Annotated in this window: 17 protein-coding genes; 15 read left to right on the top strand and 2 right to left on the bottom strand. The window is 70.9% G+C overall.

Annotated features, from left to right (window positions below; all coding sequences use genetic code 11):
* The first annotated feature begins 94 nt into the window (after positions 1 to 94).
* The 13 genes from GC092_RS05465 to GC092_RS05405 all read left to right on the top strand — a co-directional run bounded on the left by GC092_RS05465 (position 95) and on the right by GC092_RS05405 (position 14,893).
* Complete coding sequence (locus tag GC092_RS05465) at positions 95 to 1,219, top strand: Gfo/Idh/MocA family protein (protein WP_324014349.1); 1,125 nt, start codon at positions 95 to 97, stop codon at positions 1,217 to 1,219.
* Positions 1,216 to 2,142, top strand: a complete 927-nt coding sequence (locus tag GC092_RS05460) for a DUF6807 domain-containing protein (protein WP_324014348.1) — start codon at positions 1,216 to 1,218, stop codon at positions 2,140 to 2,142. Before GC092_RS05465 ends, GC092_RS05460 begins: the two co-directional genes overlap by 4 nt.
* 110 nt (positions 2,143 to 2,252) lie before the next feature.
* Positions 2,253 to 3,530 carry an ABC transporter substrate-binding protein gene (locus GC092_RS05455; RefSeq protein ID WP_324014347.1) on the top strand — a complete coding sequence of 426 codons (1,278 nt, stop codon included), beginning with the start codon at positions 2,253 to 2,255 and terminating at the stop codon, positions 3,528 to 3,530.
* A gap of 170 nt (positions 3,531 to 3,700) precedes the next feature.
* Entirely contained in the window at positions 3,701 to 5,005 is a 1,305-nt protein-coding gene (locus tag GC092_RS05450) for an ABC transporter substrate-binding protein (RefSeq protein WP_324014346.1), read from the top strand.
* 54 nt (positions 5,006 to 5,059) lie between these two features.
* A complete protein-coding gene (locus tag GC092_RS05445) occupies positions 5,060 to 6,043 on the top strand; it encodes a carbohydrate ABC transporter permease (protein WP_271172733.1) in 984 nt (327 codons plus the stop codon).
* Positions 6,040 to 6,939, top strand: a complete 900-nt coding sequence (locus GC092_RS05440) for a carbohydrate ABC transporter permease (protein ID WP_324014345.1) — start codon at positions 6,040 to 6,042, stop codon at positions 6,937 to 6,939. The genes GC092_RS05445 and GC092_RS05440 overlap by 4 nt, the downstream gene beginning before the upstream one ends.
* 2 nt (positions 6,940 to 6,941) lie before the next feature.
* On the top strand, positions 6,942 to 7,583 hold the full coding sequence (locus GC092_RS05435) for a DUF624 domain-containing protein (protein WP_324014344.1): 642 nt from the start codon (positions 6,942 to 6,944) through the stop codon (positions 7,581 to 7,583).
* 27 nt (positions 7,584 to 7,610) lie between these two features.
* Positions 7,611 to 9,677: a beta-galactosidase gene (locus GC092_RS05430; protein ID WP_324014343.1), complete on the top strand. Its 2,067-nt coding sequence runs from the start codon at positions 7,611 to 7,613 to the stop codon at positions 9,675 to 9,677.
* 163 nt (positions 9,678 to 9,840) lie between these two features.
* Positions 9,841 to 10,968, top strand: coding sequence for a Gfo/Idh/MocA family protein (locus GC092_RS05425; protein WP_271172862.1), 1,128 nt, complete (start codon positions 9,841 to 9,843; stop codon positions 10,966 to 10,968).
* Between the two features lie 5 nt (positions 10,969 to 10,973).
* Positions 10,974 to 12,179 carry a dihydrodipicolinate synthase family protein gene (locus tag GC092_RS05420; RefSeq protein ID WP_271172737.1) on the top strand — a complete coding sequence of 402 codons (1,206 nt, stop codon included), beginning with the start codon at positions 10,974 to 10,976 and terminating at the stop codon, positions 12,177 to 12,179.
* Positions 12,176 to 13,042 (top strand): sugar phosphate isomerase/epimerase family protein, encoded by an 867-nt coding sequence (locus GC092_RS05415; protein WP_324014342.1) that lies wholly within the window; start codon positions 12,176 to 12,178, stop codon positions 13,040 to 13,042. The genes GC092_RS05420 and GC092_RS05415 overlap by 4 nt, the downstream gene beginning before the upstream one ends.
* Before the next feature lie 58 nt (positions 13,043 to 13,100).
* Positions 13,101 to 14,132, top strand: coding sequence for a LacI family DNA-binding transcriptional regulator (locus tag GC092_RS05410; protein WP_324014341.1), 1,032 nt, complete (start codon positions 13,101 to 13,103; stop codon positions 14,130 to 14,132).
* An 86-nt stretch (positions 14,133 to 14,218) separates the two neighbouring features.
* On the top strand, positions 14,219 to 14,893 hold the full coding sequence (locus GC092_RS05405) for a nucleoside/nucleotide kinase family protein (RefSeq protein WP_324014340.1): 675 nt from the start codon (positions 14,219 to 14,221) through the stop codon (positions 14,891 to 14,893).
* Between the two features lie 216 nt (positions 14,894 to 15,109).
* Here the strand turns inward: GC092_RS05405 and GC092_RS05400 are convergent, their stop codons facing one another.
* On the bottom strand, positions 15,110 to 16,087 hold the full coding sequence (locus GC092_RS05400; RefSeq protein WP_324014339.1) for a LacI family DNA-binding transcriptional regulator: 978 nt from the start codon (positions 16,085 to 16,087) through the stop codon (positions 15,110 to 15,112).
* Between the two features lie 47 nt (positions 16,088 to 16,134).
* A complete protein-coding gene (locus GC092_RS05395; RefSeq protein WP_324014338.1) occupies positions 16,135 to 17,460 on the bottom strand; it encodes an MFS transporter in 1,326 nt (441 codons plus the stop codon).
* A 266-nt stretch (positions 17,461 to 17,726) separates the two neighbouring features.
* On the opposite strand from GC092_RS05395, the gene rhaI reads away from it, so the two are divergent.
* Both rhaI and GC092_RS05385 read left to right on the top strand, forming a co-directional pair.
* Entirely contained in the window at positions 17,727 to 18,905 is a 1,179-nt protein-coding gene (gene rhaI, locus GC092_RS05390; RefSeq protein ID WP_324014337.1) for an L-rhamnose isomerase, read from the top strand.
* Positions 18,906 to 18,938: 33 nt separating this feature from the next.
* Positions 18,939 to 19,706, top strand: coding sequence for a DeoR/GlpR family DNA-binding transcription regulator (locus GC092_RS05385; RefSeq protein ID WP_324014336.1), 768 nt, complete (start codon positions 18,939 to 18,941; stop codon positions 19,704 to 19,706).
* The last annotated feature ends 31 nt before the right edge of the window (positions 19,707 to 19,737 follow it).

Here is a 19,737-nt window from a genome sequence, read left to right as displayed (position 1 = left end):
GCGAGCGGCGCCTCGGCTCGCTCGCGCGGCCGAATCGCGATACCCTGTCGGCAAGCGCTTTCCCACCGGGCGCCCTATGCGAAGGAGCAGCACCATGGCCATCCGCGTCGCCGTCATCGGAACGGGAGCGATCTCCCGTGTGCAGCACCTGCCGAGCCTGCGCGCGCTCGGCGATCGCGTCGAGGTCGTCGCGGTCGCCGATCTGAGCGCCGAGTCCGCGGCGTCGGCCGCGGCCGAGTTCGGCGTCGCGAGCTGGTACACCGACGTCGCCGAGCTGCTCGAGCGCGAGCGCCCCGACCTCGTCACGCTCGCGACGCCGCCGATCGCCCACAAGGAGGCCGCGATCGCCGCTCTCGACGCCGGCGCGTGGGTCCTGTCGGAGAAGCCGCCGACCCTCTCGCTCGCCGACTACGACGAGATCATGGCGCACGAGGGCGAGAACGGCCCCTACGCCGCCTACATCTTCCAGCACCGGTTCGGCTCAGCGGCCGAGCGACTCCGCACGCTCATCGCCGAGGGATCGCTCGGCCGGCCGCTCGTCGCGAAGTGCGACACGCTCTGGTACCGCGATCCGTCGTACTTCGCCGTGCCGTGGCGCGCGAAGTGGGCGACCGAGGGCGGCGGCCCGACCATGGGCCACGGGATCCACCAGATGGACATGCTCCTGTCGCTCCTGGGCGAATGGACCGACGTCACGGCCGTCATGTCGACGCTCGCGCGCGAGACCGAGACCGAGGACGTCTCGTTCGCCGTCGTGCGCTTCGCGTCGGGCGCCCTCTGCTCGATCACGAACAGCCTCCTGTCGCCGCGCGAGACGAGCCAGGTGCGCATCGACTTCGAGCACGCGACCGTCGAGGTCGAGCACCTCTACGGCTACGGCAACGCGCACTGGACGTGGACGCCCGCGCCGCACGTCGCCCCCGAGACGGCGGCGGCCTGGGCGCCGACGGACGATGTGCCGAGCTCGACCCACGTGCCGCAGTTCAAGCAGTTCGTCGACAGCATGGAGCGCGGCGAGCGGCCCCGCGTGAGCGGCGCGGACGGTCGGCGCGTGATGGAGCTCGCGGCGGGCATGTACAAGTCCGCCCTGACCGGTCAGGCGGTCGCGCGCGACGAGCTCTCCCCCGCCGACCCGTTCTACGCGTCGATGCCCGGCGGCGATCCCGTCGGGGCGACCGCGCGGATCCATGCCGGCACCATCCGATCGGCGCGCGCATGACCGGCTTCGCCCTGCACGAGGAGGAGGCCTCGGTCGTCGTCCGCGCGGGCGGGAGGGAGGTCGCACGATACGTCTTCGCCGAGGACGCCCCGGCATTCGAGGGCCCGAAGCCCTACCTCCATCCGATCCGGGCCCTCTCGGGGGCGCCGCTCACGGGCTTCCGCCCCTGGGACCACCGCTGGCACAAGGGCCTGCAGATGACCCTCACCGACGTCTCGGGCCAGAACTTCTGGGGCGGCAACACCTACGTGCACGGGCGCGGCTACATCCCGCTCGACAACGTGGGGCGCATCCGCCACGACCGCTTCCGGGCGCTCTCGGATGGCCCGGCCGCGGTCATCCGCGAGGACCTCACGTGGATCACGGCTTCGCGCGACGCGTGGCTGAGCGAGGCGCGCGAGCACCGATTCCACACCCTCGACCCCTCGCGCGGGCTCTGGGCGCTCGACATCGCGTCGACGCTGCGGAACACGAGCCAGCGCGAGCTCGTGCTCGGGAGCCCGACGACGAACGGCCGCGAGAACGCGGGCTACTCCGGCCTGTTCCTGCGCCTGACGCGCTCCTTCACGGGCGGCACGGTCGTCGCACCCGACGTCAGCGGCGTCGCCGCCGCCCGTGCGGGCGCCGAGGCCGATGAGCTGATGGGATCGGAGGCGCCGTGGCTGGCGTTCTCGGGCCTGCACGACGAGATCGACGGGGGCGGGACCGTGCTCGCGTTCGCCGGGCGCTCGAGCGGCTCGCCGGCCATCCGCTGGTTCGTGCGCGCGGAGCCGTTCCCCGTGCTCGCGCCGTCGCCGACCTTCGCCGAGACCGTGGTGCTCGCGCCGGGTGCGGAGCTCGCGCTCGCGCACCGTCTCGCGTTCCTCGACCGCGTCTGGGAGCCCGACGAGGTCGCGGCGCTCGCCCGTGAGCTCGCGCCGTGACATCCGGCTTGTAAAACGTTTCTGACTGCACTAGCGTGCCCGAAGGGAAGCGCTTTCCAACGTGGGAAGCGCGCCCTTCACACAGCGAAGAAGCAGACAGGAGAGCAGCGATGAAGCGACGGCTCATCCGCGTGGCCGCGGTCACGGCGGCGATCGGATCCCTCACCCTGGCGGGATGCGCGAGCTCGGGCTCCGGCTCGACCGAGTACGACCCGGACGAGAAGGTCGAGCTGACCTTCACGTGGTGGGGCAACGACGACCGCGCGCAGCGGTACGAGAAGCTCATCGAGGCATTCAACGAGGAGCACCCGAACATCACCGTCAACGGGTCGTTCACCGACTTCCCGTCGTACTGGGAGAAGCGCCAGACCGAGGCCGCCGGCGGCGGCCTCCCCGACGTCTGGCAGTTCTCCGACACGTACCTGCGTCAGTACGCGCAGAACGGCATGCTCGCCGACCTCAGCGAGTACGCGGAGTACGTGGACACCTCGGCGATCGACGAGGGCCTGCTCGCGACCGGCCAGCTCGACGGCGCGCAGTACTCGCTCCCGCTCGGCTACAGCACGTGGGCCGTCTTCCTCAACGACGACATCCTCGCCGAGCACGGGATCGAGCCCTACCCGGGCGGCACGAGCTTCGAGGACTACTCGGCGTGGATGGCCGGGGTCACCGAGGCGACCGGCGGCGCGGTGTACGGCGGCACGGACTACACGCAGCGCATCCAGAACTTCGAGAACGTGCTGCGCGCGCAGGGCGGCAACCTCTTCACCGAGGACGGCGAGCTCGGGTTCGACGAGGACGACCTCCTCGCCTTCTGGGAGAGCGGCGCCGCCGACCGCGACGGCGTCGTCGTGCCCCAGCAGAAGCTCGAGGAGCTGAGCCCGGTCTCGGGCTTCGGGGCGAACGTCACGGCGAGCGAGGCGAGCTGGAGCAACTTCGTCGCCGCCTACCTCGCGGACTCCGGCGCATCGAGCATCTCGATGGTCGCGCCGCCCACCGCCGAGGAGGGCGCACAGGACCTCTATCGGCAGGCCGGCCTGCAGATGGCCGTGTCGGCGAAGAGCGAGCACCCCGAGGCCGCCGCGATCTTCCTCGACTTCGTCGTGAACAGCCCCGAGGCCGGCGAGATCTTCGGCACGTCGCTCGGCTTCCCCGCGTCGGAGACGAAGCTCGAGGGTGCGACCCTCGAGGGCCCCGACAAGCAGGTGGCCGACTTCCTCGCGTCGGTCGAGGAGCGCATCGGCGATGCTCCGCCCGCGCCCGTCGTGGGCTACGGCTCGCTCGAGCAGAAGTTCTGGGATCTCGGCAAGGAGCTCGGCCTCGGCACCGTCTCGGTGGACGACGCCGTGTCGCAGTTCTTCTCCGAGGCGAAGGTCATCCTCGGCTGATCCGCCCGCCCCTTCCCGCCCTTTGTCACGGTACGGCCACGACACGGGGCGGGAAGGGGCCTCCCTCTTGTGAAACGTTTTTACGCGCGCTAGAGTCTCGGGCAAGCGCTTTCCACCCCATGGCGCCCGCCCGCTCCGGGCATGGACGATGTCGTTCTGAGAGGACAAAGATGTTCCCCACCAAGAGGCTGGCCGCGACGGCGGCCCTCGTCGCGATCGGCGGCCTGACACTCGCCGGCTGCTCCGGCGGCTCCCCCGAGGCCGTCGAGACCGTCGACCCCAACGAGGAGGTCACCCTGACCTTCGCGTTCTGGGGCAACGACGTCCGCGCGGCGCTCTACGAGGAGGCATTCGCCGCCTTCAACGAGGAATACCCCAACATCACCATCCAGAGCTCGTTCCTCGACTATCCCGCCTTCTGGGAGAAGCGGCAGACCGAGGCGGCCGGCGGCGGCCTGCCCGACGTCATGCAGTTCGACTACTCGTACCTGCGCCAGTACTCCGAGAACGGCCTGCTGCTCGACCTCACGCCGTACGTCGGCGACATCATCGACGACTCCGCGCTCTCGGAGGAGATCCTCGCGATCGGCCAGGTCGGCGACGGCAACTACGGCATCACGACCTCGACGAACGCGTGGGCGATGTTCCTCAACCCGACCCTCCTCGAGGAGATCGGCGTCGAGGGCTTCGCCGGCGGCACCTGGGAGGACTACAACGCGTGGATGGCCGAGGTCACCGACGCCGCGGAGGCCAAGGGCATCGAGGCGTGGGGCGGCGGCGACTGGACCGGCCGCATCCAGAACTTCGAGCTGCAGATGCGCGCACAGGGCGAGGACCTCTTCACGGAGGACGGCGAGGCGAACTTCACCGAGGACGACCTGCGCGCGTTCTGGGAGCAGGGCTCGGAGATCCGCGAGGACGGCACGACCATCGAGCAGCAGCGCGTCGAGGAGCTGACCCCGCTCGGCGGCTTCGACTCCGCGCTCACGACGAGCGAGCTCGTCTGGGACAACTTCGGCGCGGGCTACCTCGCCAACCTCGGCGAGGGGTACTCGACGCTCGACCTCGTCGCCCCGCCGGTGACCGAGGAGGGCGCGAAGGACCTCTACCTCAAGCCGTCGATGCTGCACGCGATCTCGGCGAACACGGACCACCCCGAGGCGGCCGCCACACTCGTGGACTTCCTCGTGAACAGCCCGGAGTCGGGTGAGATCTTCGGCACGAACCGCGGCCTGCCCGCCTCGCAGACGGCCCTCGAGGCTGCCGAGCTCGACGAGTTCAGCCAGAAGGTCGCCGACTACGAGGCGTCGATCGCCGACCGCCTCGGCGACGCCCCGCCCGTGCCGATCGTCGGCTACGGCAGCCTCGAGGAGAAGTTCCGCCAGCTCGGCACGGAGCTGAACTTCGGCACCGTCACGGTCGACGAGGCCGTGGACCAGTTCTTCTCCGAGATGGACGTCGCCCTCAACCAGTAACCCCGTGGCGGCCCGGACGCACGCGTCCGGGCCGCCCCACCCGATCGGGAGATCATGACCACCACCCTGACGAGAACGGTCGTCACCGCCGACAGCGGCGGGCGGCGATCGCGTGCGGGGGCTCCGCCGCTGCGGCCGGGCCTCAAGAAGAAGAGCCTGCGCGAGACGCTGGCCGGCTACGCCTTCCTGGCGCCCTGGCTCGTGGGCTTCCTCGGGCTCACCCTGGGCCCGATGGTCTACTCGCTGTACCTGTCGTTCACGTCGTACAACCTCTTCACCGACCCGAAGTGGATCGGCCTCGAGAACTACGTGCGCATGTTCACGGACGACCCGCAGTTCGTGCAGTCCGCGACGATCACGCTCGTGTACGTGCTGGTCGGCACGCCGATCAAGCTCGCCGCGGCGCTCGGCATCGCCCTGTTGCTGAACTACCGCGACCGCGGCGCGGCGTTCTTCCGCTCGTCGTTCTACGCCCCCTCGCTCATCGGCGCCTCCGTCTCGGTCGCGATCGTGTGGCGCGCGATGTTCAACACCGACGGCCCCGTCGACTCGACCCTCTCGATCTTCGGGATCGACCTGGGCGGATGGGTCGGCAACGTCGACCTCGTCGTGCCGATGATGATCCTCCTCGCCGTGTGGCAGTTCGGCGGCACCATGGTGATCTTCCTCGCGGGCCTCAAGCAGGTTCCGAAGGAGCTCTACGAGGCCGCCGAGATGGACGGCGCGGGGGCGCTGCGCCGCTTCAGGGCCGTCACCGTCCCGATGCTCTCGCCCGTCATCTTCTTCAACCTGCTGCTCGAGCTCATCGGAGCGTTCCAGGTGTTCGCATCGGCGTACATCATCTCCAACGGCACCGGCGGCCCCGCCGGGATGACGAACTACATCACGATCTACCTCTACAAGCGCGGCTTCACCGACGGCCAGTTCGGGTACGCCTCGGCCATCGCGTGGATCGTCATGCTCGTCGTCGCCGTCATCGCCGTGATCCTGTTCCGCACCCAGAAGTCCTGGGTCCACTACGCCGGAGAAGACCGATGACCTCCACCGTCTCCACGCACCTGGTCACCACCGGGCGCCCCGCGCCCCGCAAGCGCGTCACGCGCCGCGGCTGGCAGACGATCATCTGGTTCGTCGTGCTGCTGGCGATCACCCTCATCGTCATCTACCCGCTCATCTGGCTGGTCGCGTCGACCTTCAAGCCCAACAGCGAGTTCGGCCAGAACCCCGGCCTCATCCCGTGGGCGCCCACGCTCGACAACTACGTCAAGGTCGGCGAGGGCATCGCCGGCATCCCGCTGTGGCGGTTCTTCGCGAACTCGCTCATCCTCGCGGTGTCGGCGGTGATCGGCACGGTCCTGTCCTCCGCCCTCGCGGCCTACGCGTTCGCGCGCGTGAAGTTCAAGGGCCTCGGGATCCTCTTCTCGGCGATGATCGGCACGCTCCTGCTGCCGTTCCACGTCGTGATCATCCCGCAGTACATCTGGTTCCAGAAGCTCGAGCTCGTCGACACCTTCGTGCCGCTCATCCTGCCGAAGTTCCTCGCGACCGAGGCGTTCTTCGTGTTCCTCATCGTGCAGTTCATCCGGCAGATCCCGCGCGACATGGACGAGGCGGCGCGCATCGACGGCGCAGGACACGGGCGCATCTTCTGGTCGGTCATCCTGCCGCTCATCAAGCCCGCCCTCGTCACCTGCGCGATCTTCACCTTCATCTGGACGTGGAACGACTTCATGGGGCCGCTGCTCTACCTCAACAGCCCCGAGAACTATCCGCTCCCGATCGCCCTGCGCCTCTACAACGACCAGACGTCCGCGTCGGACTACGGCGCGACCGTCACGGCCAGCCTCGTCGCGCTCGTGCCCGTGATGCTCTTCTTCATCGTGTTCCAGCGCTTCCTCATCGACGGCGTCGCGACCCAGGGCCTGAAGGGCTGACCATGAGCAGAGGCGAGCGCGCCGCCCGCCGCGCGGCGGCATCGGGTTCGGGCCCGACGCACGACGAGCCCGGGCGCAACCCGGGCGCGGCAGGCGCGCTCGCCCTGTTCGGCGAGGTGCTCCTCACGGGCGTGCTCGTGACCGTCTGCGGGCTCCTCGTCGTCACCCTGCCCGCCGCGCTGGCGGCGGGCATCCGCCACCTGCGTCGGTACGCGCGCGCCGAGGGATCCTCGATGCGCGCGTTCTGGGGCGACGTCCGCGCGGCGCTGCCCGGCGGGGTCGTCGTCGGCCTCGCGTGCGCGCTGATCGCGGGCGTGCTCGCGATCGACATCCTGCTCGCCTCGTCGGGGCGGCTGCCCGGCGGCGAGCTGATCGCCGGATTCGGCTGGCTGCTCGCGGCCGCCGTCGCGGGGATCCTGCTCACCGCGTCGGGGGCGTGGTCGCCCGAGAGCGGATGGCTCCGCGCCATCCCCTCGCTGCCGTCCGCGATCGGCCGGGACATCCCCGGATTCCTGTACCTCGTCGTCGCGGCCGCATTCGTGGGCCTCGCGACCTGGATGCTCCCTCCCCTGCTCATCCCCGCACTCGGGTGCGCGGCCCTCGCGGCCGTCGCCGTCCCCGAGCGCCCCCGCCGTCGGCGCTGACGCCGACGTACCCCGGATTCGAGGACCATGCTCTACGGCGCCGACTACAACCCCGACCAGTGGCCGGAGCACGTCTGGGACGACGACGTGCTGCGCATGAAGGAGGCCGGGGTGACCACCGTGAGCCTCGGGATCTTCGCGTGGTCGCGCATCCAGCCCGCGCCCGACGTGTGGGACTTCGCGTGGCTCGACACCGTGATCGGCAAGCTGCACGCGGGCGGGATCGGGGTGAACCTCGCGACCGCGACCGCCTCGCCGCCGCCGTGGGCCACGGTCGCGCACCCCGACATCCTCGCCGCAGACGAGAACGGCGCGCCGTACTGGCACGGCTCGCGGCAGCACCACTCCCCCGCCTCGCCGACCTACCGGCGGCTCGCCGCCGAGCTCGTCCGCCGCCTCGCCGAGCGCTACGCGCAGCACCCCGCCGTCGTCATGTGGCACGTGGGCAACGAATCGGGCTGCCACCTCCCGGTGGAGTACTCGGACGCCGCGCGCGACGCATTCCGCGGCTGGCTGCGCGCGCGCTACGAGACGATCGCCGCCCTCAACGCCGCGTGGGGCACCGACTTCTGGGCCCAGCGATACGGCGCGTGGGAGGAGGTGTTCCCGCCGCGCAGGGCCCCGTACAGCCGGAACCCGTCCCAGGTGCTCGACTACCACCGCTTCATGTCGGACATGTGGCTGGAGTGCTACCTCGCCGAGCGGGACATCATCCGGGCCGCCGGCGCGACGCAGCCGATCTCGACGAACATGATGGGCCCGTTCAAGCCCGCCGACTACACGACGTGGGCGCCGCACATCGACGTCATCACCGACGACTGCTACCCGGACCCGCTCGATCCGCATCGCGTGCGCAACACGGCCTTCCAGCGCGACCTCGTCCGCTCGCTCAAGCGCGGGCGTCCGTGGCTGCTCATGGAGCAGGCGGCCGACGCGGTGAACTGGCGCCCGGCGAACCCGTCCAAGCGCGACGGGCAGCTCGCCGCCGAGACCGCGCAGTCGGTCGGCCGCGGGGCCGACGGCATCTTCTTCTTCCAGTGGCGGCAGTCGCGGGCGGGCTCCGAGAAGTTCCACTCGGCGATGCTCCCGCACGCGGGCACGCGCACGCGCACCTGGCGGGAGGTCACCGCGCTCGGGGCGACCCTCGCGGCCCTCCCCGAGCTGCCCGCTCCGGGCGACGACGCCCCGGTCGCCCTCGTCTTCGACTGGGAGAACTGGTGGGCGGTCGAGGCGGCCGACCACCCGAACCGCATCGACTACCTCGCGCTGCTGCGCGAGTGGTACGGCGCGCTCCACCGCCGCGGCATCATGGTCGACATCGTGAAGCCCGAGCACGTCGACGGGCGGTATCGTCTCGCGATCGCGCCGTTCCTCTATCTCCTGCGCGACGAGGGCGCCGCGGCGCTCGAGGGCTTCGCGGCCGCGGGCGGGGTGCTCCTGACCGGGCCGTTCAGCGACATCGTCGACGCCAACGACCGCTTCCGCGAGGGCGGGTTCCTCACGCAGCTCGGCCCCGTGCTCGGCGTCGCGCTAGAGGACTTCCGCCCGCTCGTGCCGCCCGCACTCGATCACATCGCCGAGCGCGCCGGTGAGGAGGGCTCGCACGGCTCGGGGGCGGAGACCTGGGTCGCCGAGGATGTCCGCGAGGCGCGCTTCGCGCTCGGAGACGGTCGCGAGGCGGTCGGGACGTTCTTCGCGGAGGCGCTCTTCGCCGACGACTCCGCGGTCGTCGCCTCGTTCACGACGGGTCCCTCGCGCGGGCGTCCTGCGCTGACCCGCCGCGCACACGGCGAGGGATCGGCCTGGTATCTCGCGACCATGCCCGACGACGCCGGACTCGACCTCATCCTGGGGCTCGTCATCGAGGAGGCGGCGGTCGAGCCGGTCCTCGGAGACGCCCCGCCCGCCGGCGTCGAGGTCGCGCGCCGCGGCGACCTCGTCACGCTCATCAACCACGGCGAGACCGACGTCGTCGTGGATGTCGCTGGCACCGACATCCGCTCGGGCGCGGCGATCTCATCCGTGGCTCTCGGTCCGCAGGAGTCGGCGTTCCTCCTCGCTCCCGCGCGCGTGCTCACGACCGCCGCTCCCTGATTCCCACCGGGTGAGAAAACGCCATCCGGAGGGGTTGCACTCAGGATATCCAGTGTGCCACACTCTTGGAAAGCGTTTACCCAACGAGGGGCAGCCCTCGATGAGAGCAAGGAAGCACATCGTGACCACCGCCACCCCCGCCGTCCGCGAGATCGGCATCATCATGAACGGCGTCTCCGGGCGCATGGGCTACCGTCAGCACCTCGTGCGGTCGATCCTCGCGATCCGCGACGCGGGCGGCGTCGAGCTGCCCGACGGCTCGAAGGTGACGGTCCGCCCGCTCCTCGTCGGCCGCAGCGAGGCGAAGCTCGCCGAGATCGCCGCCCAGCACGGCATCGAGGACTACACGACCGACCTCGACGCGGCGCTCGCCGACCCGACCTGGGAGATCTACGCCGACTTCCTCGTGACGAAGGCCCGCGCGACGGCTCTGCGCAAGGCGATCGCGGCCGGCAAGGCCATCTACACCGAGAAGCCCACCGCGGAGTCGGTCGAGGAGGCCGTCGAGCTCGCCCGCCTCGCGAAGGAGGCCGGCGTCAAGACGGGCGTCGTGCACGACAAGCTCTACCTCCCCGGCCTCCAGAAGCTCAAGCGGCTCATCGACTCGGGCTTCTTCGGCCGCATCCTCTCGGTCCGCGGCGAGTTCGGCTACTGGGTCTTCGAGGGCGACTGGCAGCCGGCCCAGCGCCCCAGCTGGAACTACCGCGCCGAGGACGGCGGCGGCATCATCGTCGACATGTTCCCGCACTGGAACTACGTGCTCGAGAACCTCTTCGGCGAGGTGAAGAGCGTCTACTCGCACGCGTCGATCCACATCGCCGACCGCTGGGACGAGAAGGGCGAGCACTACGACGCGACCGCCGAGGACGCCGCGTACGGCATCTTCGAGCTCGACGGCGGCGTGATCGCGCAGATCAACTCCAGCTGGACCACGCGCGTCAACCGCGACGAGCTCGTCGAGTTCCACGTCGACGGCACGCACGGCTCGGCGGTCGTCGGCCTCTTCGGCGCGAAGATCCAGCCCCGCAACGCCACGCCGAAGCCGGTGTGGAACCCCGACCTCGAGGACACGCACGACTACGACGCCGACTGGCAGAAGGTCCCGACGAACGACGTCTTCCTCAACGGCTTCCGCCAGCAGTGGGAGGAGTACCTCACGTCGTACGCGCTCGGCACCGACTACGCGTTCGACCTGCTCGCGGGCGCGCGCGGCGTGCAGCTGGCCGAGGCCGGTCTCGAGTCGAGCCGCACGGGCGCCAAGGTCGTCCTGCCCGAGCTGACCCTGGAGTGAGTCGGATGACGGAGCACTTCACCCTCGTCGCCGCCGACGGCGGCCTGAGCCGCGTCGCGCTCAACGACGCGGGCGTCTACACGAAGCCGCAGAAGGCGCTGCGCAGCCGCGTCGCCTACGCGGCCGCGCACGTCGTGCCGGTCGTCTGGGGCGACAACACCCCCGGTCAGCCCGCCCAGATCGACTGGGACGCGACGCTCGGCTTCCGCCGCGCCGTGTACTCGTGGGGTCTCGGGGTAGCCGACGCCATGGACACCGCCCAGCGCAACATGGGTCTCGACGCGACGGCCGTGCGCGAGCTGATCAGCCGCAGCGCCGAGGTGGCGCGCGAGGAGGGCGGCTCGGTCGTCGTCGGCGTCAACACGGATCACGTCGAGGAGCACACGATCTCGCTCGACGCCGTGATCGACGCCTACAAGGAGCAGCTGCACTTCACGGAGGAGCAGGGCGCCGGCCCCGTGCTCATGGCGTCGCGCCACCTCGCGCGCGTCGCGACGAGCGCGACCGACTACCTGCGCGTCTACGGCGCCGTCCTGCAGGCCGCGACGACCCCGGTCGTCCTGCACTGGCTCGGAACGGCGTTCGACCCCGAGCTGGCCGGCTACTTCGGCGCCGACGACTGGGAGACCGCGTCGAACACGCTCGTGCGCATCATCGAGGAGAACCCCGGCAAGGTGTCGGGCGTCAAGATGAGCCTCCTGAACGCCGAGTCCGAGGTGGCCGTGCGCGAGCGCCTGCCCGAGGGCGTGCGCATGTACACGGGCGACGACTTCAACTACGTCGGGCTCATCGGCGGCGCGGACGTCCCCGCGGCGACCCAGCCGGCGGCGACCCCGGGAGCGACGCGGACCCACTCCGATGCCCTGCTCGGCGCATTCGCGGCGATCACCCCGGTCGCCTCCGCGGCCATCCAGGCGCTCGACGCGGGCGACCCCGACGAGTACCTGCGCATCCTCGGCCCCACCGAGGAGCTCAGCCGCCAGGTCTTCGCCGCGCCGACGTACTTCTACAAGACGGGCGTCGCGTTCCTGTCGTGGCTGAACGGCCACCAGTCCGCGTTCCAGATGGTCGGAGGCCTCCACTCGGCCCGCAGCATCCCCCATCTCTCCCGCATCGTCGAGCTCGCGAACGCCGCGAACGCCCTCGAGGACCCCTCGCTCGCGGCCGCCCGGTGGAGCGACTACCTGCGTCTGAACGGAGTCGGAGCATGAGCGTGCCGCACCCGCGCCTGTCGATCAACCAGGCGACGATCAAGTACACGACGGTCGCCGAGGCCGTCCGGGTCGTGCAGGATGCCGGCATCGGCGCGATCGGCCTGTGGCGCGAGCAGGTGCAGGAGGCGGGTCTCGCGGAGTCGGCGCGCATCATCGCCGACTCCGGCCTGCGCTACTCCACGCACTGCCGCGGCGGATGGTTCACCGTCGAGGAGGGCCCCGCACGCCGCGCGGCGATCGACGACAACCGCCGCGCGATCGAGGAGACCGCGACACTCGCCGCCGCAGGCGCCGAGGGCTCGCGCGCCGTGCTCGTCCTCGTCGTCGGCGGGCTGCCGGAGGGGTCGCGCGACCTCGTCGGCGCCCGCGAGCGGGTCCGCGACGCGGTCGCCGAGCTCGCGCCCGATGCGCGTGCCGCGGGCGTGACGCTCGCCCTCGAGCCGCTGCATCCGATGTACGCGTCGGACCGCTCGGTGCTCTCGACGCTCCCCCAGGCGCTCGACATCGCCGCGGACTTCGACCCGTCCGTCGTCGGCGTCACGGTGGACACGTTCCACATCTGGTGGGACCCGGATGTGCTCGCGCACATCGAGCGCGCGGGTCGCGAGGGCCGCATCGCGACCTACCAGGTGTGCGACTGGAAGACGCCGCTCGAGGCCGACAACCTCCTGTCGCGCCACTACCCGGGCGACGGCATGATCGACTTCGGCCCGATGACCCGCGCCGTCGAGGCGACCGGGTACGACGGCGACATCGAGGTCGAGCTGCTCAACCAGTCCATCTGGGACACCGCGCCGGCCGAGGCCGTGCGCCGCACGATCGCGGGCTTCGAGTCCGCGGTCGCCCCTCACCTCGTGTGACCCGCGGGGGGGTGCGCCGCGCGCACCCTCCCGCCCCCTCCGGCGATAGGCTCAGCGGATGACCGACACCACGGTGCGCACCGGCGGAGCGCCCACGCTCCATGACGTCGCGCGCGAGGCCGGCGTCTCCCTCGCCACGGCGTCGCGCGTGCTCAACGGCTCCACCCGCAAGGTGGCCGAGGCCTATCGCGAGCGCGTGCAGGCCGCAGCGGACCGCCTCGGCTACACCGCGAACCTCTCCGCGCAGGCGATCGCCCGCGGGACGTCGGCGACGGTGGCCCTGCTCGTCGCCGACATCGCGGACCCCTACTTCGGCCAGATCGCCTCGGGCGTCGCGCAGGCGGCCGACGAGGCCGGCCTCATCGTCACGATCGCGATGACCGAGCGCGACCCACAGCGCGAGGTCGCCCTCGTGCGGGCGCTGCGCGGCCAGCGGCCCCGCGGCATCGTACTCGCGGCGTCACGCGACACGGCGAGCGACGCCGACGCGCTCACCGCCGAGATCGCCTCCGTCCAGTCGACCGGCGGACGCATCGTCACGCTCGGCGCCGCCCTTCCCGGAACGCGCGTCGTCGCGTACGAGAACGAGGCCGGCGCCCGCGCGCTCGCCGGGAAGCTCACCGCCCTCGGATATCGCGACGCCGTCGTGCTCGCCGGCCCTGAGGGCCTGCGCACCTCGGACGACCGTCTCGCCGGCTTCACCGCCGGCTTCGCGGATGGCGGCGGCGCGACGCCGCGGATCGTCCGCGGCCAGATCTCGCGCGATGCCGGCTACGAGGCGACCGCGCGCCTCCTCGAGGAGGGCCTCAAGCCCGGGACGCTGCTCTTCGGGATCAGCGACGTCGTCGCGATCGGTGCGATCTCGGCCATCCGCGATGCCGGGCGCGCGCCCGGCTCGGATATCGCCGTCGCGGGTTTCGACGACATCGCCACGGGACGCGACGTGACCCCCGGTCTCACGACCGTGCACCTTCCCCTGGAGGAGCTCGGCGCCCAGGCGCTCCGCGCCGCCGTCGAGGACGACTGGACGCCGCCCGCGCCAGTGTCGCTCGAGGTGCTCGTCCGCGACAGCACGCCTCCGCGCCAGTGACCTGGCGGCGTCGTGGGGCAGACGACGCGACTCCGGGCCATCCTTTTCCCTCGCTCCTGGACGGCCTCTCCGACCGGCTCCGCGCCGTGAGGACGGGAGAGCGCGCGCTCGTCGGCATCGACGGCGTCGACGGCAGCGGCAAGTCCGTGTTCGCCGATCGTCTGGCCGCCCGAGTCGACGGACGACCCGTGATCGTCGTGCACGTCGACGACTTCCATCATCCGCGTGCTGTCCGATACCGCCGGGGTCGGGACTCGCCGGTGGGCTTCTGGCTCGACAGCTACGACTACGATGCCCTCACCCACCGCGTGCTCGCACCGCTTCGCACAGGCGCCGCTTTGTACCAGCATGCGGCACATGACCTCGTTCGCGACGCGAGAGTTGATCCACCGCTGAGCAGAGCGCCGCGGGATGCGATCGTGCTCGTGGAAGGGCTGTTCCTTCATCGTCAAGAACTTCGTCACTGGTGGGATTTCTCGATCTTCCTCGACGTCCCGTTCGAGGAGACGGCGCTCCGGATGGCCGAGCGCGATGGGACACCGCCCGACCATCGCGCCCCCGCGCTGCAGAGATACGTCGGCGGTCAGCGGCTGTACTTCCGGGCGGCGCGCCCGTGGGAGCACGCCTCGATGGTCATCGACAACAGCGACGTCACCCGCCCCAGGACCATCAACTCGGCTTCAGCAGCAGCCTCACGCGAAGTTCGTGAGCCCGGCGGCGGGTTGCATGTCTCACCACGCGCCGGAAACGCCCCCGCATAACCACGTCAGGCGAGACACAGACACCCACCCCGGCCACCCATGTCTCACCACAGGCCGAAAACGCCCCCGGATAACCGCCGCGCGTGAGACACGGAAGCCGCCCCGACCTCCCATGTCTCACCACGCGCCGGAAACGCCCCCGGATAACCCACGCACCCGCACCTCGGGCTCGCGGTCGCGTCGCTGTGGCTGATCCTCGCGGCGTGACCGCCCGGACTACGCCGTCGCGCGGACGACGACCTGCGGCTCGAAGCGCACGTGCTCCCCGGGCTCCTGCGCGAGCAGCTCGATCGCCGTCGCGCCGAGCAGCTCGGCGGGCTGGCGCACCGACGTGAGCGGAACGACCGTCGACGCGGCGAAGTCGATGTCGTCGTAGCCGACGAGCGCGATGTCGTCGGGCACCCGCACGCCGCCCGTCATCGTGAGCGCCTGCAGCAGGCCGACCGCGACGAGGTCGTTCGCGGCGAAGATCCCGTCCGGTCGCCTGCCGGTCGGGCGGCGCAGCAGCGCCTCCCCCGCTGCGCGGCCGTGCCGCACCGTGAGGTCGTCGATCTCGACGCGCTCGAGCGCGGCACCCGCAGCGGATGCCGCGGCGCGCGCCCCCTCGAAGCGGTCGCGCACCTGACGGAGCCCGCTCGGGCCGCCGACGAACGCGATCCGCGTGCATCCGCGCGCCAGCAGGTGCTCTGTCGCGAGCCGCCCGCCCTTCCGGTCGTCCACGGAGACGGTCGACAGACCATCCGAGTCGCCCTCGTGATCGACGAGAACGACCGGCACGCCGCGCTCCGCGAGGCGCTCGAAGTGCTCGAGGTCGCCGGTCAGCGGCGTCGCGATGACCCCGCTCGCGCGCTGCTCGGCGAACAGGGCGACGAGCCGGCGCTCGCGCTCGCCGTCCCGCGCGCTGTCGGACACGAGCACCGACAGGCCGTCCTGCTCCGCACGCGCGTCGGCACCGCGGGCGACATCGGCGTAGAAGGGGTTGCGCATGTCGAGCACGATGAGCCCGACGCTGCGACTGCGGCCCGCGCGCAGCTGCCGCGCGGCGTCGTTCCGCACGTATCCGAGATCGCGGATGGCGCGGCGCACGCGCTCGACGGTCTCCGGGGCGACCCGCTCGGGATGGTTGAGGGCGTTGGACACCGTGCCGGCCGAGACGCCGGCTGCCGCGGCGACATCCTTCACGCTGACGGTCATCCGCCACCTCCCCGATCATCGTATCGGGGAGGCGTCGGATGGCCCGGTCAGCGGACCTTCTTGATCGGGATGATGACGAGGGCGCCGACGAGCGCGAGGATGCCGGCCGACCAGAGCAGGAGCGGATAGTTCGGCGTCTCGGCGGCCCCGATGCCGACGAGCACCCCGCCGAGGATGGGGGCGATCGTCTGCGGCATCGCGTTGGCCATGTTGAAGACGCCGAGATCCTTGCCCGCGTCGTCGGGGTTGGGCAGCACGTCGACGACGAGAGCGAGGTCGACGCCGATGTAGACGCCGTACGCGACGCCGAGGATGGCCTCGACGATGTAGAACATCTGCACATCCTGCGCGTGGGCGAGCAGGATGGTGCCGACCGCGAAGAGCGCGGTCGATCCGCCCACGAAGATCTTCCGGAGGCCGGTCCTGTCGGAGATCTTCCCGGCGACCCATCCCGTGAGGACCAGCGCGACGGTGTAGATGAGCACGCTCGTCGTGATGACGCTCGCGGCCTGCTCCTCGGGGACTCCGAGCTGCCGGTTCACGTAGAAGATCCGGAATGTCGTGAACATGAACGTCGCGAGCGTGATGAGGAAGCGCGACCACCAGGCGAGCGCGTAGTCCGGGTGGCGGCGCGGGCTCACCCAGAAGGTCTGGGCCCATTCGCGCAGGTTCATCCGCGGCGGGCGTGTGGGCAGCACCTGATCGGGGAGCACGAAGGCGAACACGGCCATCGCGACGATCGCGAGGATGGACGGGCCCACGAACATGATGAGCATCTGATCCTGGAAGAGCTCGGCCACGTACGTGCCGCCGAGGATGCCCACGTTCTGCGCGATGCCGAGGAGCGCCGAGACGCTCGCCCGCTGGAACTTGGGCACCTGGTCGGAGATCGTCGCGATGAACGGAGCGAGCGTCGCGTTCGCTCCCAGCTGCGCGATGAGCCATCCGATGGCGACGACGGGGACGTCGGGCCCCAGCGCCATCACGAGGAAGCCGATCGTCATCACCACGGTCCCGCTCACGATCCACGGGCGACGCCGCCCCCAGCGCGCCGTCGTGCGGTCGGAGAGGCGCCCGAAGACGACATTCCCGACCAGGGCGCCTGCGGCTCCCAGGCCCGCGATGATCGCGGTGGCGGTCTCGCGCTCCGTGCCCTCGGCCGGGATGATCGAGATCACCTTGATGCCCACGCCGATGATCGCGGGGCCGAGCAGCGCGACGAAGAAGACGAACTGGGCGATGATGAGGCCGACGATGTATCTCATCGGCGCCTTCTGCGTCGGCTCGGGGAACCAATGATGCTCACGTGCGACGGCGCTCGCCCTCGTCATCCCAGAGGGCACTCCGGCAGCTGAGCCGCTCGATGTCGACATGTCCGCCTCCTTCGGCAGATCGGCGGCGCGCGCGGGCCCACATCGTCGTGGTCGCGCGCCCTCCGCCCCGTGGAGCGAAAGGTATTCCCGGTCGCCGCGCGCGGTGATCCGGCACGCCGGATCGTGCCCGCGTCGTGACCGCACGTCAGCGACGACGACCGCGTGCGGATCGGGTCGGACGGCCGCGCCGGTTGACCTCGCGCCGGCGCTGTGCCACCATGAACACGACGATCGATTGAATCGTTTTAAAGCGAAAGGCACTGTCGATGACGACCCCCTCCTCCGTCCTGAGCGACGAGATCCTCGGCCAGCTCGAGAAGCAGGCGATCGAGCTCCCGTCCTGGGCGTTCGGCAACTCCGGCACCCGCTTCAAGGTCTTCGCGACCGCCGGCACGCCGCGCGACCCGTTCGAGAAGATCTCCGACGCCGCGCAGGTGAACAGGCTCACCGCGCTCGCGCCATCCGTCGCCCTGCACATCCCGTGGGACCTCGTCGACAGCTTCGACGACCTGCGCAAGCACGCCGAGGACAACGGCGTCGCGCTCGGCACGATCAACTCGAACACCTTCCAGGACGACGACTACAAGTTCGGCGCCCTCACGCACGAGGACGCGGCGATCCGCCAGAAGGCGATCGACCACCACTTCGCGTGCATCGACGTCATGAACGCGACCGGCTCGCGCGACCTCAAGATCTGGCTCGCCGAGGGATCGAACTACCCCGGCCAGGCCGACATGCGCGGCCGGCAGGACCGCCTGAACGACTCGCTCCAGAAGATCTACGAGCGCCTCTCGGGCGAGCAGCGCCTCGTGCTCGAGTACAAGTTCTTCGAGCCCGCGTTCTACCACACCGATGTGCCCGACTGGGGCACGTCGTACGCGCAGGTGGTCACGCTCGGCGAGCGCGCGATGGTGTGCCTCGACACGGGACACCACGCGCCGGGCACGAACATCGAGTTCATCGTCATGCAGCTGCTTCGCCTCGGCAAGCTCGGCTCGTTCGACTTCAACTCGCGGTTCTACGCCGACGACGACCTCATCGTGGGCGCGGCCGACCCGTTCCAGCTCTTCCGCATCCTCTTCGAGGTCATCCGCGGCGGCGGCTACGCGAACCCCGACGTCGCGTTCATGCTCGACCAGTGCCACAACGTCGAGAACAAGATCCTCGGCCAGATCCGCTCGGTGCTGAACGTCCAGGAGATGACGGCCCGCGCGCTGCTCGTCGACCAGGACGCGCTCCGTGCCGCGCAGGTCTCGGGAGACGTGCTCGCCGCGAACGCGGTGTTCATGGACGCGTTCTACACCGACGTGCGCCCGGCCCTCGCGCAGTGGCGCGAGTCGCGCGGCCTGCCCGCCGACCCCATGGCCGCCTACCTCGCCTCCGGCTACCAGGAGCGGATCGAGGCCGAGCGCGTCGGCGGCGTGCAGGCGGGCTGGGGCGCGTAAGCGGCCTCGCCCTCCGGAGATAGCATCGGCGATATGGCCACCACCGGGACCGTCGACGCCGAGGCGCGCCGCGCGCGCATCCTGGACCTCCTCTCGAAGAGCGGCCGGGTCCGGATCGACGAGGCGGCCTCGGCGCTCGACGTCTCGGCGATGACCGTGCGCCGCGACCTCGCCGACCTCGAGGCGGAGGGGATGCTGCGGCGCGTCCGCGGCGGCGCCGTCGCATCCGCGCGGCCGCGCTCGTTCACCGAGCGGATGGCCACGGGCGCGGAGGCGAAGCTCGCCATCGCACGCAAGGTGCAGCACCTCCTCCCGCTCGACGGCGCGATCGCGGCCGACGCATCGTCGACGGTCGGGGTGCTCCTCTCGCAGCTCCCCGACGACACCGCGCGCGAGCTCCTCGTCGCGACCAACTCGCACGAGAACTTCCAGGTCGCCCGGCGCGCACCGGGCGTCACCGCCATCCTCGTGGGCGGCGAGGCCGAGCCGCGCACGGACAGCTTCGTCGGCCCGATCGCGTGCGCCGCCGCCCGGAGCCTGCACTACCGGCGCTTCTTCACGTCGGCGTCGGCGCTCGAGCCCGAGCGCGGAGCGTTCGAGGTGACGATGGCCGAGGCGCAGGTGAAGGCGGCCTTCGCGGAGTCGGCGGACGAGACCATCCTCCTCGCCGACAGCGCGAAGCTGGGGCAGAACGCCCTGGCGCTCGGCCTCCCGTGGCAGCGCATCTCGCTCCTCGTGACCGAGCTCGACCCCCGCGACCCCGCACTCGCCCCCTATCGCGAGCGGGTCGCCATCCTCTGACCGGCCGCACGGCCGATTCCGCGGACGACCA

It is taken from the genome of Microbacterium sp. JZ37, assembly GCF_035188445.1.
Lineage (GTDB): Bacteria > Actinomycetota > Actinomycetes > Actinomycetales > Microbacteriaceae > Microbacterium > Microbacterium barkeri.
Note: the sequence above shows the minus strand (reverse complement) of the source record. Positions and strands in the feature narration are given on the sequence as shown.

Excerpts from the sequence above, each read along its gene's own strand:
- GC092_RS05455 (WP_324014347.1), top strand. The coding sequence starts at position 2,253 with ATGAAGCGACGGCTCATCCGCGTGGCCGCGGTCACGGCGGCGATCGGA.
- GC092_RS05445 (WP_271172733.1), top strand. The coding sequence starts at position 5,060 with ATGACCACCACCCTGACGAGAACGGTCGTCACCGCCGACAGCGGCGGG.
- GC092_RS05440 (WP_324014345.1), top strand. The coding sequence starts at position 6,040 with ATGACCTCCACCGTCTCCACGCACCTGGTCACCACCGGGCGCCCCGCG.
- GC092_RS05450 (WP_324014346.1), top strand. The coding sequence starts at position 3,701 with ATGTTCCCCACCAAGAGGCTGGCCGCGACGGCGGCCCTCGTCGCGATC.
- rhaI (WP_324014337.1), top strand. The coding sequence starts at position 17,727 with ATGACGACCCCCTCCTCCGTCCTGAGCGACGAGATCCTCGGCCAGCTC.
- GC092_RS05395 (WP_324014338.1), bottom strand. The coding sequence starts at position 17,460 with ATGTCGACATCGAGCGGCTCAGCTGCCGGAGTGCCCTCTGGGATGACG.
- GC092_RS05415 (WP_324014342.1), top strand. The coding sequence starts at position 12,176 with ATGAGCGTGCCGCACCCGCGCCTGTCGATCAACCAGGCGACGATCAAG.
- GC092_RS05420 (WP_271172737.1), top strand. The coding sequence starts at position 10,974 with ATGACGGAGCACTTCACCCTCGTCGCCGCCGACGGCGGCCTGAGCCGC.
- GC092_RS05410 (WP_324014341.1), top strand. The coding sequence starts at position 13,101 with ATGACCGACACCACGGTGCGCACCGGCGGAGCGCCCACGCTCCATGAC.
- GC092_RS05430 (WP_324014343.1), top strand. The coding sequence starts at position 7,611 with ATGCTCTACGGCGCCGACTACAACCCCGACCAGTGGCCGGAGCACGTC.
- GC092_RS05465 (WP_324014349.1), top strand. The coding sequence starts at position 95 with ATGGCCATCCGCGTCGCCGTCATCGGAACGGGAGCGATCTCCCGTGTG.
- GC092_RS05385 (WP_324014336.1), top strand. The coding sequence starts at position 18,939 with ATGGCCACCACCGGGACCGTCGACGCCGAGGCGCGCCGCGCGCGCATC.
- GC092_RS05425 (WP_271172862.1), top strand. The coding sequence starts at position 9,841 with ATGAACGGCGTCTCCGGGCGCATGGGCTACCGTCAGCACCTCGTGCGG.
- GC092_RS05435 (WP_324014344.1), top strand. The coding sequence starts at position 6,942 with ATGAGCAGAGGCGAGCGCGCCGCCCGCCGCGCGGCGGCATCGGGTTCG.
- GC092_RS05400 (WP_324014339.1), bottom strand. The coding sequence starts at position 16,087 with ATGACCGTCAGCGTGAAGGATGTCGCCGCGGCAGCCGGCGTCTCGGCC.
- GC092_RS05460 (WP_324014348.1), top strand. The coding sequence starts at position 1,216 with ATGACCGGCTTCGCCCTGCACGAGGAGGAGGCCTCGGTCGTCGTCCGC.